The organism is Pseudomonas sp. NBRC 111140, assembly GCF_001320885.1.
GTDB classification, from domain to species: Bacteria; Pseudomonadota; Gammaproteobacteria; order Pseudomonadales; family Pseudomonadaceae; genus Aquipseudomonas; species Aquipseudomonas putida_P.
The window spans coordinates 1-19,329 of sequence record NZ_BCBQ01000079.1 but is presented as its reverse complement, the minus strand read 5'-3'; the positions used below and the strand labels follow the sequence as shown (position 1 = coordinate 19,329).

Annotated in this window: 17 protein-coding genes; 14 read left to right on the top strand and 3 right to left on the bottom strand. The window is 61.6% G+C overall.

The window, feature by feature from the left end; translation table 11 throughout:
- Window positions 1–47: 47 nt before the first annotated feature.
- From APH42_RS21890 to APH42_RS21840, 11 genes are all read left to right on the top strand, one after another.
- Entirely contained in the window at window positions 48–2,882 is a 2,835-nt protein-coding gene (locus tag APH42_RS21890; protein WP_060494197.1) for an LPS-assembly protein LptD, read from the top strand.
- Entirely contained in the window at window positions 2,863–4,182 is a 1,320-nt protein-coding gene (surA, locus tag APH42_RS21885; protein WP_041166352.1) for a peptidylprolyl isomerase SurA, read from the top strand. Before APH42_RS21890 ends, surA begins: the two co-directional genes overlap by 20 nt.
- Entirely contained in the window at window positions 4,179–5,168 is a 990-nt protein-coding gene (pdxA, locus tag APH42_RS21880) for a 4-hydroxythreonine-4-phosphate dehydrogenase PdxA (RefSeq protein ID WP_060494196.1), read from the top strand. Before surA ends, pdxA begins: the two co-directional genes overlap by 4 nt.
- Window positions 5,165–5,965, top strand: coding sequence for a 16S rRNA (adenine(1518)-N(6)/adenine(1519)-N(6))-dimethyltransferase RsmA (gene rsmA, locus APH42_RS21875; protein ID WP_012270199.1), 801 nt, complete (start codon window positions 5,165–5,167; stop codon window positions 5,963–5,965). The genes pdxA and rsmA overlap by 4 nt, the downstream gene beginning before the upstream one ends.
- Before the next feature lie 145 nt (window positions 5,966–6,110).
- Window positions 6,111–6,491, top strand: a complete 381-nt coding sequence (gene apaG, locus APH42_RS21870) for a Co2+/Mg2+ efflux protein ApaG (protein ID WP_012270198.1) — start codon at window positions 6,111–6,113, stop codon at window positions 6,489–6,491.
- On the top strand, window positions 6,491–7,357 hold the full coding sequence (locus APH42_RS21865) for a symmetrical bis(5'-nucleosyl)-tetraphosphatase (RefSeq protein ID WP_012270197.1): 867 nt from the start codon (window positions 6,491–6,493) through the stop codon (window positions 7,355–7,357). The genes apaG and APH42_RS21865 overlap by 1 nt, the downstream gene beginning before the upstream one ends.
- Before the next feature lie 14 nt (window positions 7,358–7,371).
- The gene (gene glpE, locus APH42_RS21860; RefSeq protein ID WP_060494195.1) at window positions 7,372–7,704 is read left to right on the top strand and encodes a thiosulfate sulfurtransferase GlpE; all 333 of its coding nucleotides are present in this window, start codon (window positions 7,372–7,374) and stop codon (window positions 7,702–7,704) included.
- Between the two features lie 283 nt (window positions 7,705–7,987).
- The gene (locus tag APH42_RS21855) at window positions 7,988–9,910 is read left to right on the top strand and encodes a PrkA family serine protein kinase (protein ID WP_012270195.1); all 1,923 of its coding nucleotides are present in this window, start codon (window positions 7,988–7,990) and stop codon (window positions 9,908–9,910) included.
- Window positions 9,911–10,051: 141 nt separating this feature from the next.
- Window positions 10,052–11,326 carry a YeaH/YhbH family protein gene (locus APH42_RS21850; protein WP_012270194.1) on the top strand — a complete coding sequence of 425 codons (1,275 nt, stop codon included), beginning with the start codon at window positions 10,052–10,054 and terminating at the stop codon, window positions 11,324–11,326.
- Window positions 11,323–12,891 (top strand): SpoVR family protein, encoded by a 1,569-nt coding sequence (locus APH42_RS21845; RefSeq protein ID WP_012270193.1) that lies wholly within the window; start codon window positions 11,323–11,325, stop codon window positions 12,889–12,891. The genes APH42_RS21850 and APH42_RS21845 overlap by 4 nt, the downstream gene beginning before the upstream one ends.
- A 55-nt stretch (window positions 12,892–12,946) precedes the next feature.
- Window positions 12,947–14,053, top strand: coding sequence for a multifunctional CCA addition/repair protein (locus APH42_RS21840; RefSeq protein ID WP_012270192.1), 1,107 nt, complete (start codon window positions 12,947–12,949; stop codon window positions 14,051–14,053).
- A 118-nt stretch (window positions 14,054–14,171) separates the two neighbouring features.
- On the opposite strand, the gene folK is transcribed toward APH42_RS21840, so the two are convergent.
- Complete coding sequence (gene folK / locus APH42_RS21835) at window positions 14,172–14,681, bottom strand: 2-amino-4-hydroxy-6-hydroxymethyldihydropteridine diphosphokinase (protein WP_060494194.1); 510 nt, start codon at window positions 14,679–14,681, stop codon at window positions 14,172–14,174.
- The gene (folB, locus tag APH42_RS21830) at window positions 14,672–15,028 is read right to left on the bottom strand and encodes a dihydroneopterin aldolase (RefSeq protein WP_009682799.1); all 357 of its coding nucleotides are present in this window, start codon (window positions 15,026–15,028) and stop codon (window positions 14,672–14,674) included. Before folB ends, folK begins: the two co-directional genes overlap by 10 nt.
- Window positions 15,029–15,102: 74 nt before the next feature.
- On the opposite strand from folB, the gene plsY reads away from it, so the two are divergent.
- Window positions 15,103–15,672 carry a glycerol-3-phosphate 1-O-acyltransferase PlsY gene (gene plsY, locus APH42_RS21825; RefSeq protein WP_060494193.1) on the top strand — a complete coding sequence of 190 codons (570 nt, stop codon included), beginning with the start codon at window positions 15,103–15,105 and terminating at the stop codon, window positions 15,670–15,672.
- Window positions 15,673–15,689: 17 nt separating this feature from the next.
- On the opposite strand, the gene tsaD is transcribed toward plsY, so the two are convergent.
- Window positions 15,690–16,715 carry a tRNA (adenosine(37)-N6)-threonylcarbamoyltransferase complex transferase subunit TsaD gene (gene tsaD, locus APH42_RS21820; RefSeq protein WP_012270189.1) on the bottom strand — a complete coding sequence of 342 codons (1,026 nt, stop codon included), beginning with the start codon at window positions 16,713–16,715 and terminating at the stop codon, window positions 15,690–15,692.
- 204 nt (window positions 16,716–16,919) lie between these two features.
- On the opposite strand from tsaD, the gene rpsU reads away from it, so the two are divergent.
- The gene (gene rpsU, locus APH42_RS21815) at window positions 16,920–17,135 is read left to right on the top strand and encodes a 30S ribosomal protein S21 (RefSeq protein WP_003255575.1); all 216 of its coding nucleotides are present in this window, start codon (window positions 16,920–16,922) and stop codon (window positions 17,133–17,135) included.
- A 300-nt stretch (window positions 17,136–17,435) separates the two neighbouring features.
- On the top strand, window positions 17,436–19,329 hold a 1,894-nt coding region (dnaG, locus tag APH42_RS21810; RefSeq protein ID WP_060494192.1), incomplete at its 3' end, for a DNA primase.

Sequence of the window (19,329 nt, the reverse complement as noted above, 5' to 3'; positions counted from 1 at the left end):
GGCCCCACACGCGGGCAGATGGCACGCAGGAAGCCCGGACTAATAAGATGGCATTGAAATCCCCCGCGTTTCGTAGAAAGTTTCCGTTGCTGGTAACCGGCGGTCTGCTGGCCCTGCAACCTCTGGCCACCTCATATGCAGTGGCAGCCGAACAGTTCGACTGCCAAGTGTCCGCCGCCGGTGGCTGGGACTGCAAGCCCAAGGCCCCAGTCAACAACCTGCCGCCACGCCCGGTGCACGAAGGTGCGGCCGTCAGCTCCGGCACTGAAGCCGCCAGCGAAGGCGAAACCGCGGACCGGCCGATGCTGGTTACCGAGGCCAAGGGCCGTGCCCTGAAGTCGCGCAGCGAAGACTACAGCCACCTGGACTGGGTGCCGCGTGAAAAGCTCACCGCCGCGCAGCTGGCCGAAACCGGCCCGTACTGCGGTGGCGCCTATGTCGAGCCAACCCGCCCGGGCATGGCCGACACCACGCCGAAGGATGAGTCGCCGACCTACATCAACGCCAAGGTATCCAAGTACCAGCAGGAGCAGCAGATCGCTACCCTCGCCGGTGACGTGGTGATGCGCCAGGGCAGCATGCAGGCCGAGGCCGACGAGGCCAACCTCTACCAGACCGAAAACCGTGGCGAGCTCAAGGGCAACGTCAAGATCCGTGACAACGGGTCGTTGGTGGTCGGTGACGAGGCGCAAATCCAGCTCGACACCGGCGAAGCCCAGGTCGACAACGCCGAATACGTGATGCACAAGTCGCACATCCGCGGCAGTGCCCTGTACGCCAAGCGTGGCGAAAACGCCATCATCCGCCTCAAGGACGGTACGTACACCACCTGCGAACCGGGCAGCAACGCCTGGCAGCTGAAGGGCAACAACATCACCCTGAACCCGGCCACCGGCTTCGGTACCGCGACCAACGTTACGCTGCGGGTCAAGGATTTCCCGGTGTTCTACACACCGTACATCTACTTCCCGATCGACGACCGTCGCCAGTCCGGCTTCCTGCCGCCATCGTTCAGCACCAGCAGCGACACCGGCTTCATGCTGGTCACGCCGTACTACTTCAACCTGGCGCCGAACTACGACGCCACGTTGTACCCGCGTTACATGGCCAAGCGCGGCCTGCTGATGGAAGGCGAGTTCCGCTACCTGACGCCTTCGAGCGAAGGCCAGTTCGGCGGTGCGTACCTGAACGACAAGGACGATGATCGTAAACTCCAGACGGATTACGAAGATCAGCGCTGGATGGTCAACTGGCAGCACAAGGGTGGCCTGGACGAGCGCCTGATGGCCGAGGTCGACTACACCGACATCAGCGACCCGTTCTACTTCCAGGACCTGGAGTCTGATCAGATCGGTGTGGAAAGCCGTGACCTGCTGAACCAGCAGGGTGCTTTGACCTATCGTGGCGACAGCTACACCGCGCGTTTGAACGTGCATGCCTACGAAATGGCCACTATCTCGCAGATCACGCCGTATGATCGTCTGCCGCAGATCACCTTCAATGGCAAGCTGCCATTTGAGCCGGGTGGGCTGAATCTTGCCTATGAAACCGAAGCAGTTCGTTTCGACCGCGATCTCAAAAACGACCTAGTGTTCGACAAGGATGGCAATCCGGACAGAGCTGCCGGGGTAGTGATTGATCCGGTTACCGGCGCAGAGCTGGGCGGCCGCCGTCTGGACCAGAACATCTTCGGGGTAGCCCGAGCCAATGGCACTCGTCTCAACATCGCGCCATCCATGAGCCTTCCCATGGAAGCCAGCTACGGCTATATCACGCCGAAGCTGAAGTACATGTACACCCATTACGACCTCGATCTGGACAGCAAAGGCAAGCAGGACCTGATCGACAACCCTGATCGAATTGCACTTTACGGCGACTTCAAGAGCAATCAGAACCGCGACGTTCCAATCTTCAGTGTCGACAGTGGCCTGTACTTTGACCGCAACACGTCCCTGTTCGGCACCAACTATAAGCAAACCCTCGAACCGCGCCTGTTCTATCTCTACGTTCCGTACAAGGATCAGGTGGACATCCCGCTGTTCGACTCGGGTGAAACGCTGTTCAGCTACGACTCGCTATTCCGCGACAACCGCTTCAGCGGTGTCGACCGCATCGGTGACGAGAATAAACTGTCGCTGGGTGTAACTACCCGCTGGATCGAAGACAACGGTTTCGAACGCCAGAACTTCAGCATTGGCCAGGCTTACTACTTCAAGGATCGCAAGGTCCAGTTGCCAGGTATCGACTACCGTACGCGCAAAGACTCCCAGTCCGATGTGTCGCCGTATGCCCTGGTGTACAACTACTACTTCAACCGCGACTGGCGCTTCAACTCGGACTTCAACTGGGACCCGGACAGCCGCAGCACCCGCTCGGGCAGCGCGATGTTCCACTACCAGCCTGAAGACAACCCGAACAAGGTGGTCAACCTCGGTTATCGCTACCGCAACGACACCATCGCCTACGACTCCACGACAGGTACCTGGAAAGTGGGCGGCGGGGACTATGGAGTTGAGGGTCAACCTAACTTCATCAAGGACTACTACAAGATCCAGCAGCATGACTTCTCGGTCATCTGGCCGATCGTTCCGCAGTGGAGCGTCATCGCTCGCTGGCAGCATGACTACAACCGCAACCGCACCCTGGAAGCCATGGGCGGTTTCGAGTACGACAACTGCTGCTGGAAGCTGCGCCTGATCAACCGCTACTGGATCGATTACGACGACTTCAGCCAAGCCCTCCCGGCGAACGAAAAAGGCGACCACGGTGTCTTCCTTCAGATCGTCCTGAAAGGCCTCGGTGGCGTAGTTGGCAACAAGGTCGAGTCTTTCCTCGACCAAGGCATTCAAGGTTACCGTGAACGTGAAGACCAAGCTTATTGATCGTCTGCGCCCAGTGTTGCTGGGCGCCGCTTTGCTGAGTGGCGCGGTGCATGCCGCGGTACAACCTCTTGATCGCGTGGTGGCCATCGTCGACAACGACGTGGTCATGCAAAGCCAGCTGGACCAGCGCGTCCACGAGGTGCAGCAAACCATCGCCAAGCGTGGCGGCGGCGTGCCACCCACTGGCGCCCTGGAACAGCAGGTACTGGAACGCCTGATCGTCGAGAACCTGCAACTGCAGATCGGCGAGCGCTCCGGCATCCGCATCACCGACGAGGAACTGAACCAGGCCATCGGCACCATCGCCCAGCGCAATGGCATGTCGCTGGACCAGTTCCGCGCCGCCCTGGCCCATGACGGCCTATCGTTCGACGACGCTCGCGAGCAGGTCAAGCGCGAGATGATCATCAGCCGTGTGCGCCAGCGCCGCGTGGCCGAGCGTATCCAGGTGTCGGAGCAGGAAGTGAAGAACTTCCTCAACTCCGACATGGGCAAGATGCAGATGTCGGAAGAGTACCGCCTGGCCAACATCCTCATCCCTACCCCGGAAGCCGCCAACTCGGATGATATCCAGAAGGCTGCGCGCAAGGTCGGTGACGTGTACCAGCAGCTGCGCCAGGGCGCCGACTTCGGCCAGATGGCGATTGCCAACTCGGCCAGCGAAAACGCCCTGGAAGGCGGCGAGATGGGCTGGCGTAAAGCCGGCCAGCTGCCACCTGACTTCGCCAAGATGCTCAGCAGCATGCCGGTGGGTGAGATCACCCAGCCCATTCGTATCCCCAACGGCTTCATCATCCTCAAGCTGGAGGAGAAGCGCGGTGGCAGCGAGAACGTGCTGCGTGACGAAGTGCATGTACGCCACATCCTGATCAAGCCAAGCGAGATCCGCAGCGAAGCAGCCACCGAGCAACTGGCCGAGCGCCTGTACGACCGCATCAAGAACGGCGAAGATTTCGGCGAGCTGGCCAAGAGCTTCTCGGAAGACCCAGGTTCTGCGCTCAACGGCGGCGACCTCAACTGGGTAGACCCGAACAGCCTGGTACCGGAGTTCCGTGAACAGATGGCCAACGCCCAGCAAGGCGTCGTGACCAAACCGTTCAAAACCCAGTACGGCTGGCACGTTCTGGAAGTGCTGGGCCGCCGCGCCACCGACAGCACTGAGCAGGCACGTGAGCAACAGGCCCTGAGCGTACTGCGCAACCGCAAGTACGACGAAGAGCTGCAAACCTGGCTGCGCCAGATTCGCGACGAAGCCTACGTTGAAATCAAGCTGCCTGGCGCTGACCAGGCCGCCCAGTGAAGCCCCTGCGCTTCGCCGTCACGCCCGGCGAGCCGGCCGGCATAGGTCCCGACCTGTGCCTGCTGCTCGCCGCAGACGCCCAGCCTCATCCCCTGATCGCCATCACCAGCCGTGACCTGCTCGCCGAGCGGGCCACGCAGCTGGGGCTGGCCGTCAACCTGCTGTCAGTAGCCCCAGGCCAATGGCCTGAGCAGCCGGCGCCAGCCGGTAGCCTGTACGTTTGGGATACCCCCCTGGCAGCGCCCGTAACATCAGGCCAGCTCGACAAAGCCAACGCCGCGTTCGTGCTGGAAACCCTGACCCGCGCGGGCCAAGGCTGCCTGGACGGGCACTTCGCCGGGATGATCACCGCCCCGGTGCACAAGGGTGTGATCAATGAAAGCGGTATCGCCTTTTCCGGGCATACCGAGTTCCTTGCCGAACTGACCCATACCGCGCAAGTGGTGATGATGCTGGCGACCCGTGGCCTGCGCGTGGCGCTTGTAACCACGCACCTGCCGCTGCGTGATATTGCCGACGCCATCACAGCCGAGCGCATCGAACGTGTAACCCGTATCCTGCATGCCGACATGCGCGACAAGTTCGGCATTGCCAACCCGCGTATTCTGGTGTGTGGCCTCAACCCGCATGCGGGCGAGGGCGGCCACCTGGGCCGCGAGGAAATCGACATCATCGAGCCGACCCTGGCCCGCCTGCGCACCGAAGGCATGGACCTACGCGGGCCGCTGCCGGCCGATACCCTGTTTACCCCCAAATATCTGGAGCACTGCGATGCGGTGCTGGCGATGTACCACGACCAGGGCCTGCCCGTACTCAAGTACAAAGGCTTCGGCGCTGCAGTGAACGTGACCCTGGGCCTGCCGATCATCCGTACATCGGTCGATCACGGCACCGCCCTGGACCTGGCCGGCACCGGCAAGGTCGACACCGGCAGCCTTCGCGTCGCGCTGGAAACCGCCTACCAGATGGCCGAGAACCGACCATGAACGAGCAATACCAACACCGGGCGCGCAAGCGCTTCGGCCAGAACTTCCTGCACGACGCCGGCGTCATCGACCGCATCCTGCGTGCCATCAACGCCAAGGCCGGCGAACACCTGCTGGAAATCGGCCCGGGCCAGGGCGCCCTGACCGAAGGCCTGCTGGGCAGCGGCGCACAACTGGACGTGGTGGAGCTGGACAAGGACCTGGTACCGATCCTGCAGCACAAGTTCGCTGATCGCGGCAACTTCCGCCTGCACCAGGGCGACGCCCTGAAGTTCGACTTCAACCAGCTGGGCGTGCCGCCACGCAGCCTCAAGGTAGTGGGCAACCTGCCCTACAACATCTCCACCCCGCTGATCTTCCACCTGCTCAGCCATGCCGGGCTTATCCGCGACATGCACTTCATGCTGCAGAAGGAAGTGGTCGAGCGCATGGCAGCCGGCCCTGGCGGGGGTGACTGGGGGCGCCTGTCGATCATGGTGCAGTACCACTGCCGCGTGGAGCACCTGTTCAATGTCGGCCCTGGCGCCTTCAACCCACCGCCAAAAGTCGATTCAGCCATCGTCCGCCTGGTGCCGCACGAAGTGCTGCCCCACCCGGCCAAGGATGCGAAGCTGCTGGAGCAGGTGGTACGCGAGGCGTTCAACCAGCGTCGCAAAACCCTGCGCAACACCATGAAGGGCCTGCTCGACAGCGCGGCCATCGAGGCCGCTGGTGTGGATGGCAGCCTGCGTCCTGAACAGCTGGACCTGGCAGCCTTCGTGCGCCTGGCCGACCAACTGGCTGATCAGCAAGCCTGATATCACCTGTACCGAGCTCTTCGCGGTTAAACCCGCGAAGAGACCGGCACCGACAACAGAAAACCCCAAGCCCCTGCACCGCTGGCCCTCGCCCCTCCCAATGGCCTAGACTGCGTTATTGCGTCAGTTCGCCCAAGGCCCTTGCATGTCCGACCCCCGCTATCAAATCGACGTCAGCGTCGTGACCCGCTACCTGAAAGAACAATCCGACCCCGAAAACAGTCGTTTCGCTTTCGCGTACACCATTACCGTGCAGAACAACGGCTCGCTCAAAGCCAAGCTGCTGTCACGCCACTGGCTGATCACCAACGGTGACGGCGAAGTCGAAGAAGTGCGCGGTGCCGGCGTGGTCGGCCAACAGCCCAACATCGACCCGGGCCAGAGCCACACCTACAGCAGCGGCGCCGTCATCAGTACCCGCGTGGGCACCATGCAGGGCAGCTACCAGATGTTTGCCGAAGACGGTAAACGCTTCGACGCCGAGATCGCCCCGTTCCGCCTGGCGGTACCGGGGGCGCTGCACTGATGGCCACTTACGCCGTCGGCGACCTGCAGGGCTGCCTGCAGCCACTCAAGTGCCTGCTTGAGCGCGTCAGCTTCAACCCCGCCGTCGACCGCCTGTGGCTGGTCGGCGACCTGGTCAACCGCGGCCCCGAGTCACTGGAAACCCTGCGCTTCCTCTACTCGATCCGCCAGTCACTGGTCTGCGTGCTGGGCAACCATGACCTGCATCTGCTGGCCGCCTGGCACAACGTAGAGCGCCTCAAGAAAAGCGACACCCTGCGCGAAATCATCGAAGCGCCGGACGCCGACCCGCTGTTCGACTGGCTGCGCCAGCAGAAGCTGCTGCATTACGACGAGGCACGCGGCATCGCCATGGCCCACGCCGGCATTCCACCGCAGTGGACGCTCGGCCAGGCCCTTGGCTATGCGGCCGAGGTGGAAGAAGCGCTACGCGATGATAGCCGCCTGAAGCTCTACCTGGACGGCATGTACGGTAACGAGCCGAACAAGTGGAGCAAGAACCTCACCGGTGTCGAGCGCCTGCGGGTCATCACCAACTACCTCACGCGCATGCGCTTCTGCACCGCCGAGGGCAAGCTTGACCTCAAGAGCAAGGAAGGCCTGGGTACCGCGCCCAAGGGTTACAAGCCCTGGTTTGCACACAAGGGCCGTCGCTCGCGGCACGTGACAATCATCTTCGGCCACTGGGCCGCCCTCGAAGGCCGCGTCGACGAACCGGGCATCATTGCCCTGGACACCGGCTGCGTGTGGGGCGGCGCCATGACCCTGTACAACGTCGACAGTGGCGAATACCACCGCTGCGATTGCGCCGACGACGGCACCCTGCGCCAACCGGCACAACCCACTACACTCAACGACCACACCTGAAGGAAGTAGTACCCATGAGCGAATTCAAGCGCATCCCTCCCGAGCAGGCCTTGGAGCTTCGCAAGCAAGAAGGTGCGGTTGTCGTCGACATTCGCGACGCACAAGCCTTCGCTGCCGGCCATATCACCGGTGCCCGGCACCTGGATAACCATTCGGTCGCCGATTTCATCCGCGGCGCCGACCTCGACGCCCCGACCCTGGTGGTCTGCTATCACGGCAATTCCAGCCAGAGCGCTGCCGCCTACCTGGTCGGCCAGGGCTTCTCCGACGTTTACAGCGTGGACGGCGGCTTCGAACTGTGGCGCGCCACCTACCCGGCCGAGACCGCCCAAGGCGCCGCCGAATAATTTTTTCATTTTTCCCGCAGCCCGCGCCCCGTGCGGGCTGGCGGGTTATCTGACGAACGGTAGTTGGTAACTTCTGCCCTCCTCGCCCCTTGACCTTGCAGATAACCAACTACGCTTAAGCTCAGGCCATCCAAAAAAGGGGAGAGCCGGTACACCGGCGTGCGGGTCATCGGTAGCGTTACAGGGTGTTCTGGGGGGTATACAGCAATCGGCGAACCCGGTTGCATGCCAGCATCAGCTGACTGATCCGGCGTCGTCTCCACGTATCGAGCGAGGTGACGTCATGAGTATTTTTAGCCACTTCCAACAACGTTTCGAGTCTACGCGCCAGGAAGAACTCTCGCTGCAGGAGTACCTCGAGCTGTGCAAAGGGGATCGCAGTGCCTACGCATCGGCGGCCGAACGGCTGTTGCTGGCCATCGGTGAGCCAGAGCTGATCGACACCTCTACCAACTCCAGGCTGTCGCGAATCTTCTCCAACAAGGTTATCCGCCGCTATCCGGCCTTTGCCGACTTCCATGGCATGGAAGAGTGCATCGACCAGATCGTGTCGTACTTCCGCCACGCCGCCCAAGGCCTGGAAGAGAAGAAACAAATCCTCTATCTGCTGGGCCCGGTAGGCGGCGGCAAGTCGTCGCTGGCGGAAAAGCTCAAGCAGCTGATGGAAAAGGTGCCGTTCTATGCGATCAAGGGCTCGCCGGTATTCGAGTCACCGCTGGGACTGTTCAACGCTACCGAAGATGGGGCCATTCTCGAGGAAGAGTTCGGTATCCCACGGCGCTACCTGAATACCATCATGTCGCCTTGGGCCACCAAGCGCCTGCAGGAGTTCGGCGGCGATATCTCCAAGTTCAAGGTGGTGAAACTCTACCCGTCGATTCTCAACCAGATCGCCATTGCCAAGACCGAACCCGGCGACGAGAACAACCAGGACATCTCTGCCCTGGTCGGTAAGGTGGATATCCGCAAGCTTGAAGAATACCCACAGAACGACGCCGATGCTTACAGCTACTCGGGCGCACTGTGCCGGGCCAACCAGGGCCTGATGGAATTCGTCGAAATGTTCAAGGCGCCGATCAAGGTGCTGCACCCCTTGCTCACCGCTACCCAGGAAGGCAACTACAACAGCACCGAGGGCCTGGGGGCGATTCCCTATACCGGCATCCTGTTGGCGCACTCCAACGAATCGGAGTGGCATACCTTCCGCAACAACAAGAACAACGAAGCGTTCATCGACCGTATCTACATCGTCAAGGTGCCGTACTGCCTGCGCGTCAGCGATGAAATCAAGATCTACGACAAACTGCTGGTCAACAGCTCGCTGTCCAAGGCTCATTGCGCACCGGATACGCTCAAGATGCTGGCCCAGTTCACGGTGCTTTCACGCCTGAAAGAGCCAGAGAACTCCAACATCTACTCGAAGATGCGTGTCTACGACGGAGAAAACCTCAAGGATACCGATCCGAAGGCCAAGTCGATCCAGGAATACCGCGACTCGGCAGGCGTTGACGAGGGCATGAACGGCCTTTCCACTCGCTTCGCCTTCAAGATCCTCTCCAAGGTGTTCAACTTCGACCCACACGAAATTGCCGCCAACCCAGTGCACCTGCTGTACGTGCTGGAGCAGCAGATCGAGCAGGAACAGTTCCCGGCCGAGGTGCGCGAACGCTACCTGCGCTACCTGAAGGAATACCTGGCGCCGCGCTACATCGAGTTTATCGGCAAGGAAATCCAGACAGCCTACCTGGAGTCCTACAGCGAATACGGCCAGAACATCTTCGACCGCTACGTGCTGTATGCCGACTTCTGGATCCAGGACCAGGAATACCGCGACCCGGAAACCGGCGAGATCCTCAACCGTATCGCCCTCAACGAGGAGCTGGAGAAGATCGAGAAACCGGCCGGCATCAGCAACCCGAAAGACTTCCGCAACGAGATCGTCAACTTCGTACTGCGCGCACGCGCCAACAACAACGGCAAGAATCCAAGCTGGCTGAGCTATGAAAAGCTGCGGGTGGTGATCGAGAAGAAAATGTTCTCCAACACCGAAGACCTGCTGCCTGTCATCAGCTTCAACGCCAAGGCCAGCAAAGAGGATCAGAAGAAACACAACGACTTCGTCACCCGGATGGTGGAGCGTGGTTACACCGACAAACAGGTACGTCTGCTGTCGGAATGGTACCTGCGGGTCAGGAAATCGCAATAAAGCGGCAAGCTACAAGCCGCAAGCTTCAAGCTGCCTAGCGCCGAGCGCAAGCCCGGCGCTGTAGCTTGCAGCAGCGGTGGCTGCTCTTTCCTGCAGCCAGAAGCTTGTGGCTTGCAGCTGCTCCCAGCTACCGGAGGGACCATGAGCTACGTTATAGACCGACGCCTGAACGGCAAGAACAAGAGCACGGTCAACCGCCAACGCTTCCTGCGGCGGTACCGCGAACACATCAAGAAAGCCGTCGAAGAGGCGGTGAGCCGCCGTTCCATCATGGACATGGAACACGGCGAGCAAATCAGCATTCCCGGCCGCGACATCGACGAGCCGGTGCTGCACCATGGTCGCGGGGGCAAACAGACCATCGTGCACCCTGGCAACAAGGAATTCACCGCCGGTGAACACATCCCGCGCCCGCAAGGCGGTGGAGGTGGCGGCGGCGGTCGCGGTAAAGCGGGCAACTCCGGCGAGGGCATGGACGAATTCGTCTTCCAGATCACTCAGGAAGAGTTTCTCGAATTCATGTTCGAGGACCTCGAGCTGCCCAACCTGGTCAAGCGTCACCTGACGGGCGCCGACACCTTCAAGACCGTGCGCGCCGGTATCGCCAACGAAGGCAACCCGTCGCGTATCAACATCGTGCGCACCCTGCGTTCGGCCCACGCCCGGCGCATCGCCCTGACCGGCAGCAGCCGCGCCCTGTTGCGTGAAGCGCAAAAGGAACTGGACCGCCTGCGGGTCGAAGAGCCAGACAACTTCACCGATATCCAGGAAGTCGAACAGGAAATCGAACGCTTGAAGGCGCGCATCAACCGCCTGCCCTTCCTCGATACCTTCGACCTCAAGTACAACCTGCTGGTCAAACAACCCAACCCCAGCTCGAAGGCGGTGATGTTCTGCCTGATGGACGTATCCGGCTCGATGACCCAGGCCACCAAGGACATCGCCAAGCGCTTCTTCATCCTGCTGTACCTGTTCCTCAAGCGTAACTACGACCGCATCGAAGTGGTGTTCATTCGCCATCACACCAGTGCCCGTGAAGTCGATGAGGAAGAGTTCTTCTACTCGCGGGAAACCGGCGGCACCATCGTCTCCAGCGCCCTGAAGTTGATGCAGGAGATCATGGCCGAACGCTACCCGGCCAGCGACTGGAACATCTACGCCGCACAAGCCTCCGACGGCGACAACTGGAACGACGACTCGCCGATCTGCCGCGACATCCTCTCCAAGCAGATCATGCCGCATGTGCAGTACTACACTTACGTTGAGATCACCCCCCGTGAACACCAGGCGCTGTGGTATGAATACGAGCGCATCGGCGAAGCCTACCCCGACACGTTCGCCCAGCAGCAGCTGGTATCGGCCGGCGACATCTACCCGGTCTTCCGTGAACTCTTCCAGCGCAGGTTAGCCACATGACCGCCAGAGCACAGAGACGCCAACCCATTTCCACCGGGTCCGAGTGGACGTTCGAGCTGATCCAGACCTACGACCGGGAAATCAGCCGCCTGGCCGAGCGTTACGCCCTGGACACCTACCCCAACCAGATCGAGGTCATCACTGCCGAGCAGATGATGGACGCCTACGCCTCGGTCGGCATGCCGCTGGGCTATCACCACTGGTCCTACGGCAAGCAGTTCCTCAGTACCGAAAAGTCCTACAGTCGCGGCCAGATGGGCCTGGCCTACGAGATCGTGATCAACTCCGACCCGTGCATCGCCTACCTGATGGAAGAAAACACCATGTGCATGCAAGCACTGGTGATCGCTCACGCCTGCTATGGCCATAACAGTTTTTTCAAAGGCAATTACCTGTTCCGCACCTGGACTGACGCCAGTTCGATCATCGACTACCTGGTGTTCGCCAAGCAGTACATCGCCCAATGCGAAGAGCGCCACGGCATCGATGCGGTGGAAGACCTGATTGACTCCTGCCACGCGCTGATGAACTACGGCGTCGACCGCTACAAGCGGCCTTACCCTATTTCCGCCGAGGAGGAGCGGCGCCGGCAACAGGAGCGCGAAGAACACCTTCAGCGCCAGATCAACGACCTGTGGCGGACGATTCCGAAAAGCGCGGAAAAGGGCAACGACCGCGATGATGGGCGCTTCCCCGCCGAACCGCAGGAAAACATCCTGTACTTCATCGAAAAGAACGCGCCGTTGCTCGAACCTTGGCAGCGTGAAGTGGTGCGCATCGTGCGCAAGATCGCCCAGTACTTCTACCCGCAGCGCCAGACCCAGGTGATGAACGAAGGCTGGGCAACCTTCTGGCATTACACCCTGATGAACGACCTGTACGACGAGGGGCTTATCACCGAAGGCTTCATGATGGAGTTTTTGCAGTCGCACACCAGCGTGGTGTTCCAGCCCGGTTTCGACAGCCCCTACTACAGCGGCATCAACCCCTATGCGCTGGGATTCGCGATGTACACCGACATCCGCCGCATGTGCGAAAACCCGACCGAGGAAGATCGCCACTGGTTCCCCGACATTGCCGGCAGTGACTGGCTTTCTACCATCAAGTTCGCCATGAGCAGCTTCAAGGACGAGAGCTTCATCCTGCAGTACCTGTCGCCCAAGGTAATGCGCGACCTGAAGCTGTTCAGCATCCTCGATGACGACCAGCGCGACGACCTACTGGTGCCTGCCATTCATGACGAAGCCGGCTACCGGGTGATTCGTGAGCAGCTGGCAGCACAATACAACCTAGGCAACCGTGAGCCGAACGTGCAGATCTGGAGCGTCGACCGTCGCGGCGACCGCTCACTGACCCTGCGCCACCAGCAACATAACCGCAAACCACTGGGCGACTCGACCGATGAAGTGCTCAAGCACCTGCATCGCTTGTGGGGCTTCGATATTCACCTGGAGACCGTACAGGGCGAGCAAGTGATGAAAACCCACCACATGCCCCCGCGCGGCGAGCACGGCGAAAGCGCCGACTATGGCCGCATGGACCTGGCCGTTATCCACCATCTCTGATGCAACCCCATAACTGCCGACAGGTTATCCTGTCGGCAGTTATGGAGAGCTGCACATGCACATCTACAAAGTCGGCGGCGCCGTGCGCGACCGCCTGCTCGGCCGCCCGGTCAGCGATATCGACTGGCTGGTGGTTGGCGCTACCGTCGAAGAAATGCTTGCCAAGGGCTACCGGCCGGTCGGTGCCGATTTCCCGGTGTTCCTGCACCCGAAAACCGGCGAGGAGTACGCCCTGGCGCGCACCGAGCGCAAGAGTGGGCGCGGCTACGGTGGGTTTACCTTTCATGCCAGTCCCGACGTCACCCTGGAAGAAGACCTGATCCGCCGCGACCTCACCATCAATGCGATGGCTGAAGATGAAGCGGGCACGGTGTACGACCCCTACCATGGCAAGGACGATCTCGATCAACGCCTTTTGCGCCATGTTTCCCCGGCATTCGCCGAAGATCCTCTGCGCGTACTACGCGTCGCGCGCTTTGCTGCTCGTTATGCGCCTCTGGGTTTCCGGGTTGCCGACGAGACCCTGGAACTGATGCGCCAGATCAGTGCCTCAGGCGAACTGCAGGCACTGACCGCCGAGCGCAGCTGGAAGGAAATCGAGCGCGCGCTGATGGAGGCTCGCCCCCAGGTGTTCTTCCAAGTGCTGGGCGCTTGCGGCGCCCTGCACGAGCTACTGCCTGAGCTTGTCGACGATACACAGGCCCTGGCGGCGCTGGAGCAAGCCGCAGCGCACGAACAACCGCTGCACGTGCGCTGGGCCTGCCTGTTGCGAGGGCTGGCACCGGCGCCGATCAAAACCGTCAACCAGCGCCTCAAGGCACCACGGGAATGCCAGGAACTGGCCTTACTTACCGGAGAGTGCCTGGCGCAGGGTAACCAGGCGCAGGAGCTACCAGCCACGGCACTGCTGGAGCTGTTGCAGAAATTCGATGTGTACCGGCGACCGCAGCGGTTCGAGGATTTCATTGTCGTGTGCGAGATGGCGGCGCTGGGCGATGGCAAGTCGAGTTATCCACAAGCCGATTATCTGCGTGGCGCAGCAGCAGCGGCGCGAGCGGTGGATGTGAAGCCGCTGGTGCAAGCCGGGCTGACGGGCCAGGCGCTGGGCGAAGCGCTCAAGCGTGAGCGGCTGAAGGCTGTCGAGGCTTACAAACGCAGTTGACCAGCGCGGTACCTGTGGGAGCGGGCGCGCCCGCGAAGAACCCAATGCGGTGGATGGCACCGGCTATGCCGGTGTTCGCGGGCACGCCCGCTCCCACAATGACCGCGAAAGCCGTTAGTTAGATAGGCGTCAGCTGCAACCCGCGCCACTCGAAGGCTACCGGAGCCAGCACCTGATCGATCTGCGCCTCCTGCCATAACTGCGCCATGCCCTTGCCCGCCCCCGGATGTACCAGTTCGGGGGCCAGCAGCGACAGCGGCCACAACACAAAAGCGTTTTTCAAGATCTCGGCGCGAGGCAGCACCAGTCCGTCGAAAGTACCGTGCAAATCGTCATACATCAGCACGTCGATATCCAGTGGCAAGCCTTTGCGGTCCGGGGCATAGCGGCCGTTGTCGGCCTCGATGAACTTCAGTCGACGGTCCAGCTCGATCAACGGCAACGCGGTTTTGCCGGTCACCACGAAGTTGATGAACGGCCCGCTCTTGATCCCCACCGCCTGGCTTTCGAACGCCGGCGAGCAATGCATGTCCGTCAGGATACCGGCCAACGCATCGAGCCCGGCGCACAAATGCGCTTCACGGTCGATGTTGCTGCCGAGCCCCAGGTAAACCGTGCTCAGAGACATCCGCGCTCGATCTCCACGCCTACACCACCACGGGCCGCCGGCACCGCACCCGGTTTGGTCAGCTTCAACCGTACCCAAGGGATGTGGAATTCCTCCATCAGCGCTGCCACCAGGCGCTCGGCAAAGGTTTCCACCAGCTCGAAACGGGCCTGCTCGGCGAACGCCTGGATGCGTGCCGAGACACTGGCGTAGTCCAGCGCCAGGTTCAGGTCGTCACCGGCGGCAGCCGGGCGGTTGTCCCAGGCAAAGCTCAGGTCCAGGCGCAAGCACTGGCGAATATCCCGCTCCCAGTCATAGGCACCGATGACGGTATCGACTTCCAGGCCTTCGATGAACACTCTGTCCAAGCACTTCTCTCCACAGCACGACAAGGGCGACTGGCGCCGTTAGAATCAGGGCGTCCTCGCCCGGAATAGTTAGCATGTTTTGGTTACTGGCGTTGCTCGCCTACCTGCTCGGCTCGCTGTCCTTCGCCATTGTCCTCAGCCGCCTTTCAGGCAGCCCGGACCCGCGTTCCAGCGGCTCAGGCAATGCCGGCGCCACCAATATGCTACGCCTGGCAGGCCGTAAACTGGCGATCCTGACCCTGCTTGGCGACCTGTGCAAGGGCCTTTTGCCGGTATTGCTCGCCCGCGCTGCCGGGCTGGACCTGCATGCGCAGGCCTGGGTGGGCGTGTGCGCGGTGCTGGGCCATCTGTTCCCCCTGTACTTCCGTTTCCAGGGCGGCAAAGGCGTGGCGACAGCTGCCGGCATGCTCATGGGCCTGTATTTCCCGGCCGCACTGCTGGCTAGCGGTGCCTGGCTGCTGACCTTCTACCTCACCCGCACCAGCTCGCTGGCGGCACTGATCGCCACACCACTGACGTTGCCATTGCTGGCCTGGCGCGAGCCCGAGGCCCTGCTGCCGATCACCGTGCTGACAGCGATGATCGTGTGGCGCCACCGTAAAAATCTGCGCGACCTGTTTGCAGGGCGCGAACGGCACTTCTGAACCTTCGGCGGTAAACCTTACAGTGGTGGCAACTGCTCCATCGGCCAGCGTGCCTGCACGCTGATCGCCAGGTCCTGCTGCTGCCCGGCCAACAGTCGCTGGCAACCGGCATAGGCGATCATCGCGCCATTGTCGGTACAGAACTGTGGGCGCGCGTAGTACACATTGCCCTTCATTCCGGCCAGCATCTCTTCCAGCGAGGCACGCAGCGCTTTGTTGGCACTCACGCCACCAGCGATGACCAGGCGCTTGAGGCCAGTCTGCTTGAGGGCTCGCTTGCACTTGATGGTCAAAGTTTCCACCACCGCCTGCTGGAATGCCAGGGACACGTCGCAACGGGTTTGCTCACCGTCGTCGCCAGCATTCTTGCATTGCTGCCAGGTGTTGAGGGCGAAAGTCTTGAGGCCGCTGAAGCTGAACTCAAGACCCGGACGATCGGTCATCGGCCTTGGGAAAACGAAGCGGCCAGGTACGCCCTGCTCTGCGAGGCGCGCGATTTCCGGGCCGCCTGGGTAATTGAGGCCGATCAACTTGGCGGTCTTGTCGAACGCCTCGCCGGCAGCGTCGTCCAGGCTCTCGCCCAGCAGTTCGTACTGGCCGATGCCATCGACCCGAACCAACTGCGTGTGACCACCGGAAACCAACAAAGCGACGAACGGAAACTCGGGTGGGTTTTCTTCCAGCATGGGCGCCAGCAGGTGGCCTTCCATGTGGTGCACACCTATCGCCGGGATGTCCCAGGCAAAGGCCAACGCCTGGGCGCAGGAAGCCCCGACCAGCAAGGCACCGACCAGGCCAGGGCCCGCGGTATAGGCGATGGCGTCGATCTCGGTGGCGACGCAGCCAGCCTCGTCCAGCACCTGGCGAATGAGCGGCAGCATGCGCTTGACGTGATCACGCGAGGCAAGCTCGGGCACTACGCCGCCGAACACGCGGTGCAGGTCGATCTGGCTGAACAGTGCGTCGGCCAACAAACCGCGTTCACTGTCGTATAATGCGACGCCAGTTTCGTCGCAGGATGTTTCCAATCCCAGTACTAGCATGGGTTCGTCCCTTGTGGGGGCTGAATTCGAAGCCGCGCATGATAGTCCCCGTGTCGGATGCCGACCAGCGGTTTTCGATCAGAGGCTTTGCATTCCTGCTTGCTAAGGGTTAACATCCGCAACCCTTGAAAACCGACGTTCTCCAGCACACCTTTGTTTTGCCAGGAGCACGTCTACCCCGGTAATGAATTAAGGTAGCCCTGGATGCCAGCCGTCAAAGTTAAAGAGAACGAACCCTTCGACGTAGCTCTGCGTCGTTTCAAGCGCTCCTGCGAAAAAGCCGGTGTACTGGCTGAAGTTCGTAGCCGCGAGTTTTACGAGAAGCCGACCGCCGAGCGTAAGCGTAAAGCAGCTGCTGCTGTTAAGCGTCACGCCAAGAAAGTTCAGCGCGAACAGCGCCGCGCCGTTCGTCTGTACTAATACAGGCGTTCAACGCAAAGCTTCTGCCCTGCCCGGCTAACCGCCGGGCGATGGCAGTGGTCGCTTCACACTTGAGCAGCTAGCTCAAGGCCCTGCACAAGCTTCATGCGAACTGCTCATGGGCAACCTGCCTGAAACGTCAGAGCTGGTCTTTCTTGCTGTATGACCAGACGTGCACGTCCGACTGACGGGCCCTTAGGGGCTGGCGACGAGCACACACCCCCTCGCACTTCCCCAAGCAACACTCGCCCCATTCGGCGCGTGAGCGAGACTTGCCAGTTGCCAGATGACGAGACTGCCATGGCCGGGCTGATTCCCCAGAGCTTCATTGACGACCTTATCAACCGCCTCGACATTGTCGACGTGGTGAGTTCGCGCGTCCAACTGAAAAAAACCGGCAAGAACTACTCCGCCTGCTGCCCGTTCCACAAGGAAAAGACCCCTTCCTTCACGGTCAGCCCCGACAAGCAGTTCTACTACTGCTTCGGCTGCGGCGCCGGTGGCAACGCCCTGGGTTTCGTCATGGACCACGACAACCTGGACTTCCCCCAGGCCGTCGAGGAGCTGGCCCGCGCCGCTGGCATGGAAGTGCCCCGCGAACAAGGCCGCCGCGACCAGAAGCCGCGCCAGCCCACCGATTCGCCGCTGTACCCGCTACTGGACGCTGCCTCGGAGTTCTACCGCCAGGCCCTGCGCAACCACCCGACCCGCAAGGCGGCGGTGGATTACCTCAAGGGCCGCGGCCTGTCCGGCGAGATTGCCCGCGATTTCGGCCTGGGTTTTGCCCCGCCCGGCTGGGACAACCTGCTCAAGCACCTGGGTGCCGACACCCTGCAGCAGAAAGTGATGATCGATGCCGGCCTGCTGATCGAGAACGCCGAAAGCGGCAAGCGCTACGACCGTTTCCGCGACCGGGTGATGTTCCCGATCCGCGACAGCCGCGGGCGCATCATCGCCTTCGGCGGCCGGGTACTCGGCGACGACAAGCCCAAGTACTTGAACTCCCCTGAAACCCCGGTGTTCCACAAGGGCCAGGAGCTGTACGGGCTGTACGAGGCACGCAAGCACAACCGCAACCTCGACGAGATCATCGTCGTCGAGGGCTACATGGACGTCATCGCCCTGGCCCAGCAAGGCCTGCGCAATGCCGTGGCCACCCTCGGCACCGCCACCAGCGAAGAGCACCTCAAGCGCCTGTTCCGCGTGGTGCCCAGCGTGTTGTTCTGCTTCGACGGCGACCAGGCCGGGCGCAAGGCCGCCTGGCGCGCACTGGAATCGGCCTTGCCGAACCTGCAGGATGGCCGCCGCGCACGTTTTCTGTTCCTGCCCGAAGGCGAAGACCCGGACAGCCTGGTACGCGCCGAAGGCACCGACGCCTTCATGGCCCGTATCAACCAGCACGCCCAGCCGCTGGCCGATTACTTCTTCGAGCAACTGAGCGTCGAAGCCGACCCACGCTCGCTGGAAGGCAAGGCACACATGGCGACCCTGGCGGCACCATTGGTCGAAAAGATCCCTGGCGCCAACCTGCGCCAGCTCATGCGCAACCGCCTGAAAGAAATCACCGGCCTCGACCCGCAGCAGGTCGAACAACTGGCGCAACAAGCACCCACGGCCAGCAGCGTGCCGGACTACGACCCTGGCTACGACTACGACGCCATGGCCAGCTACACCCCCGATTACGGCGACATGCCGCAACACGACTTCGCCCCCGTTCATCAGGAGCAGGCCTGGAAGCCCAACAAGGGCAGCGGCAAGAAGCCATGGAGCGACAAGCCCTGGGACAAGAACCGCAAGGGTGGCAAGCCGTGGCAACAACGTGACGAAGCGCCACCCCGCGTGCCGGCGCCGGTCGAGCCACCAACCCTGGCCGCCCTGCGCACCCTCCTGCACCACCCGCTGCTGGCCGGCAGGGTAGAAGATGCCAGCCACTTCGCCGACGAAGAACACCTGTACAGCCAGCTGCTGGTGGCATTGATCGAAGCCGCACAGAAAAATCCTGGGCTAAGCTCAATGCAGTTGATCGCACGCTGGCATGGCACCGAGCAGGGCCGCCTGTTGCGGGCTTTGGCGGAAAAGGAATGGCTGATCGTGGCCGACAACCTTGAACAACAGTTTTTCGACACTATAACTAGCTTGTCCGCCCGCCAACGCGAGCGCAGCCTGGAACAACTGCTCAGGAAATCACGTCAAA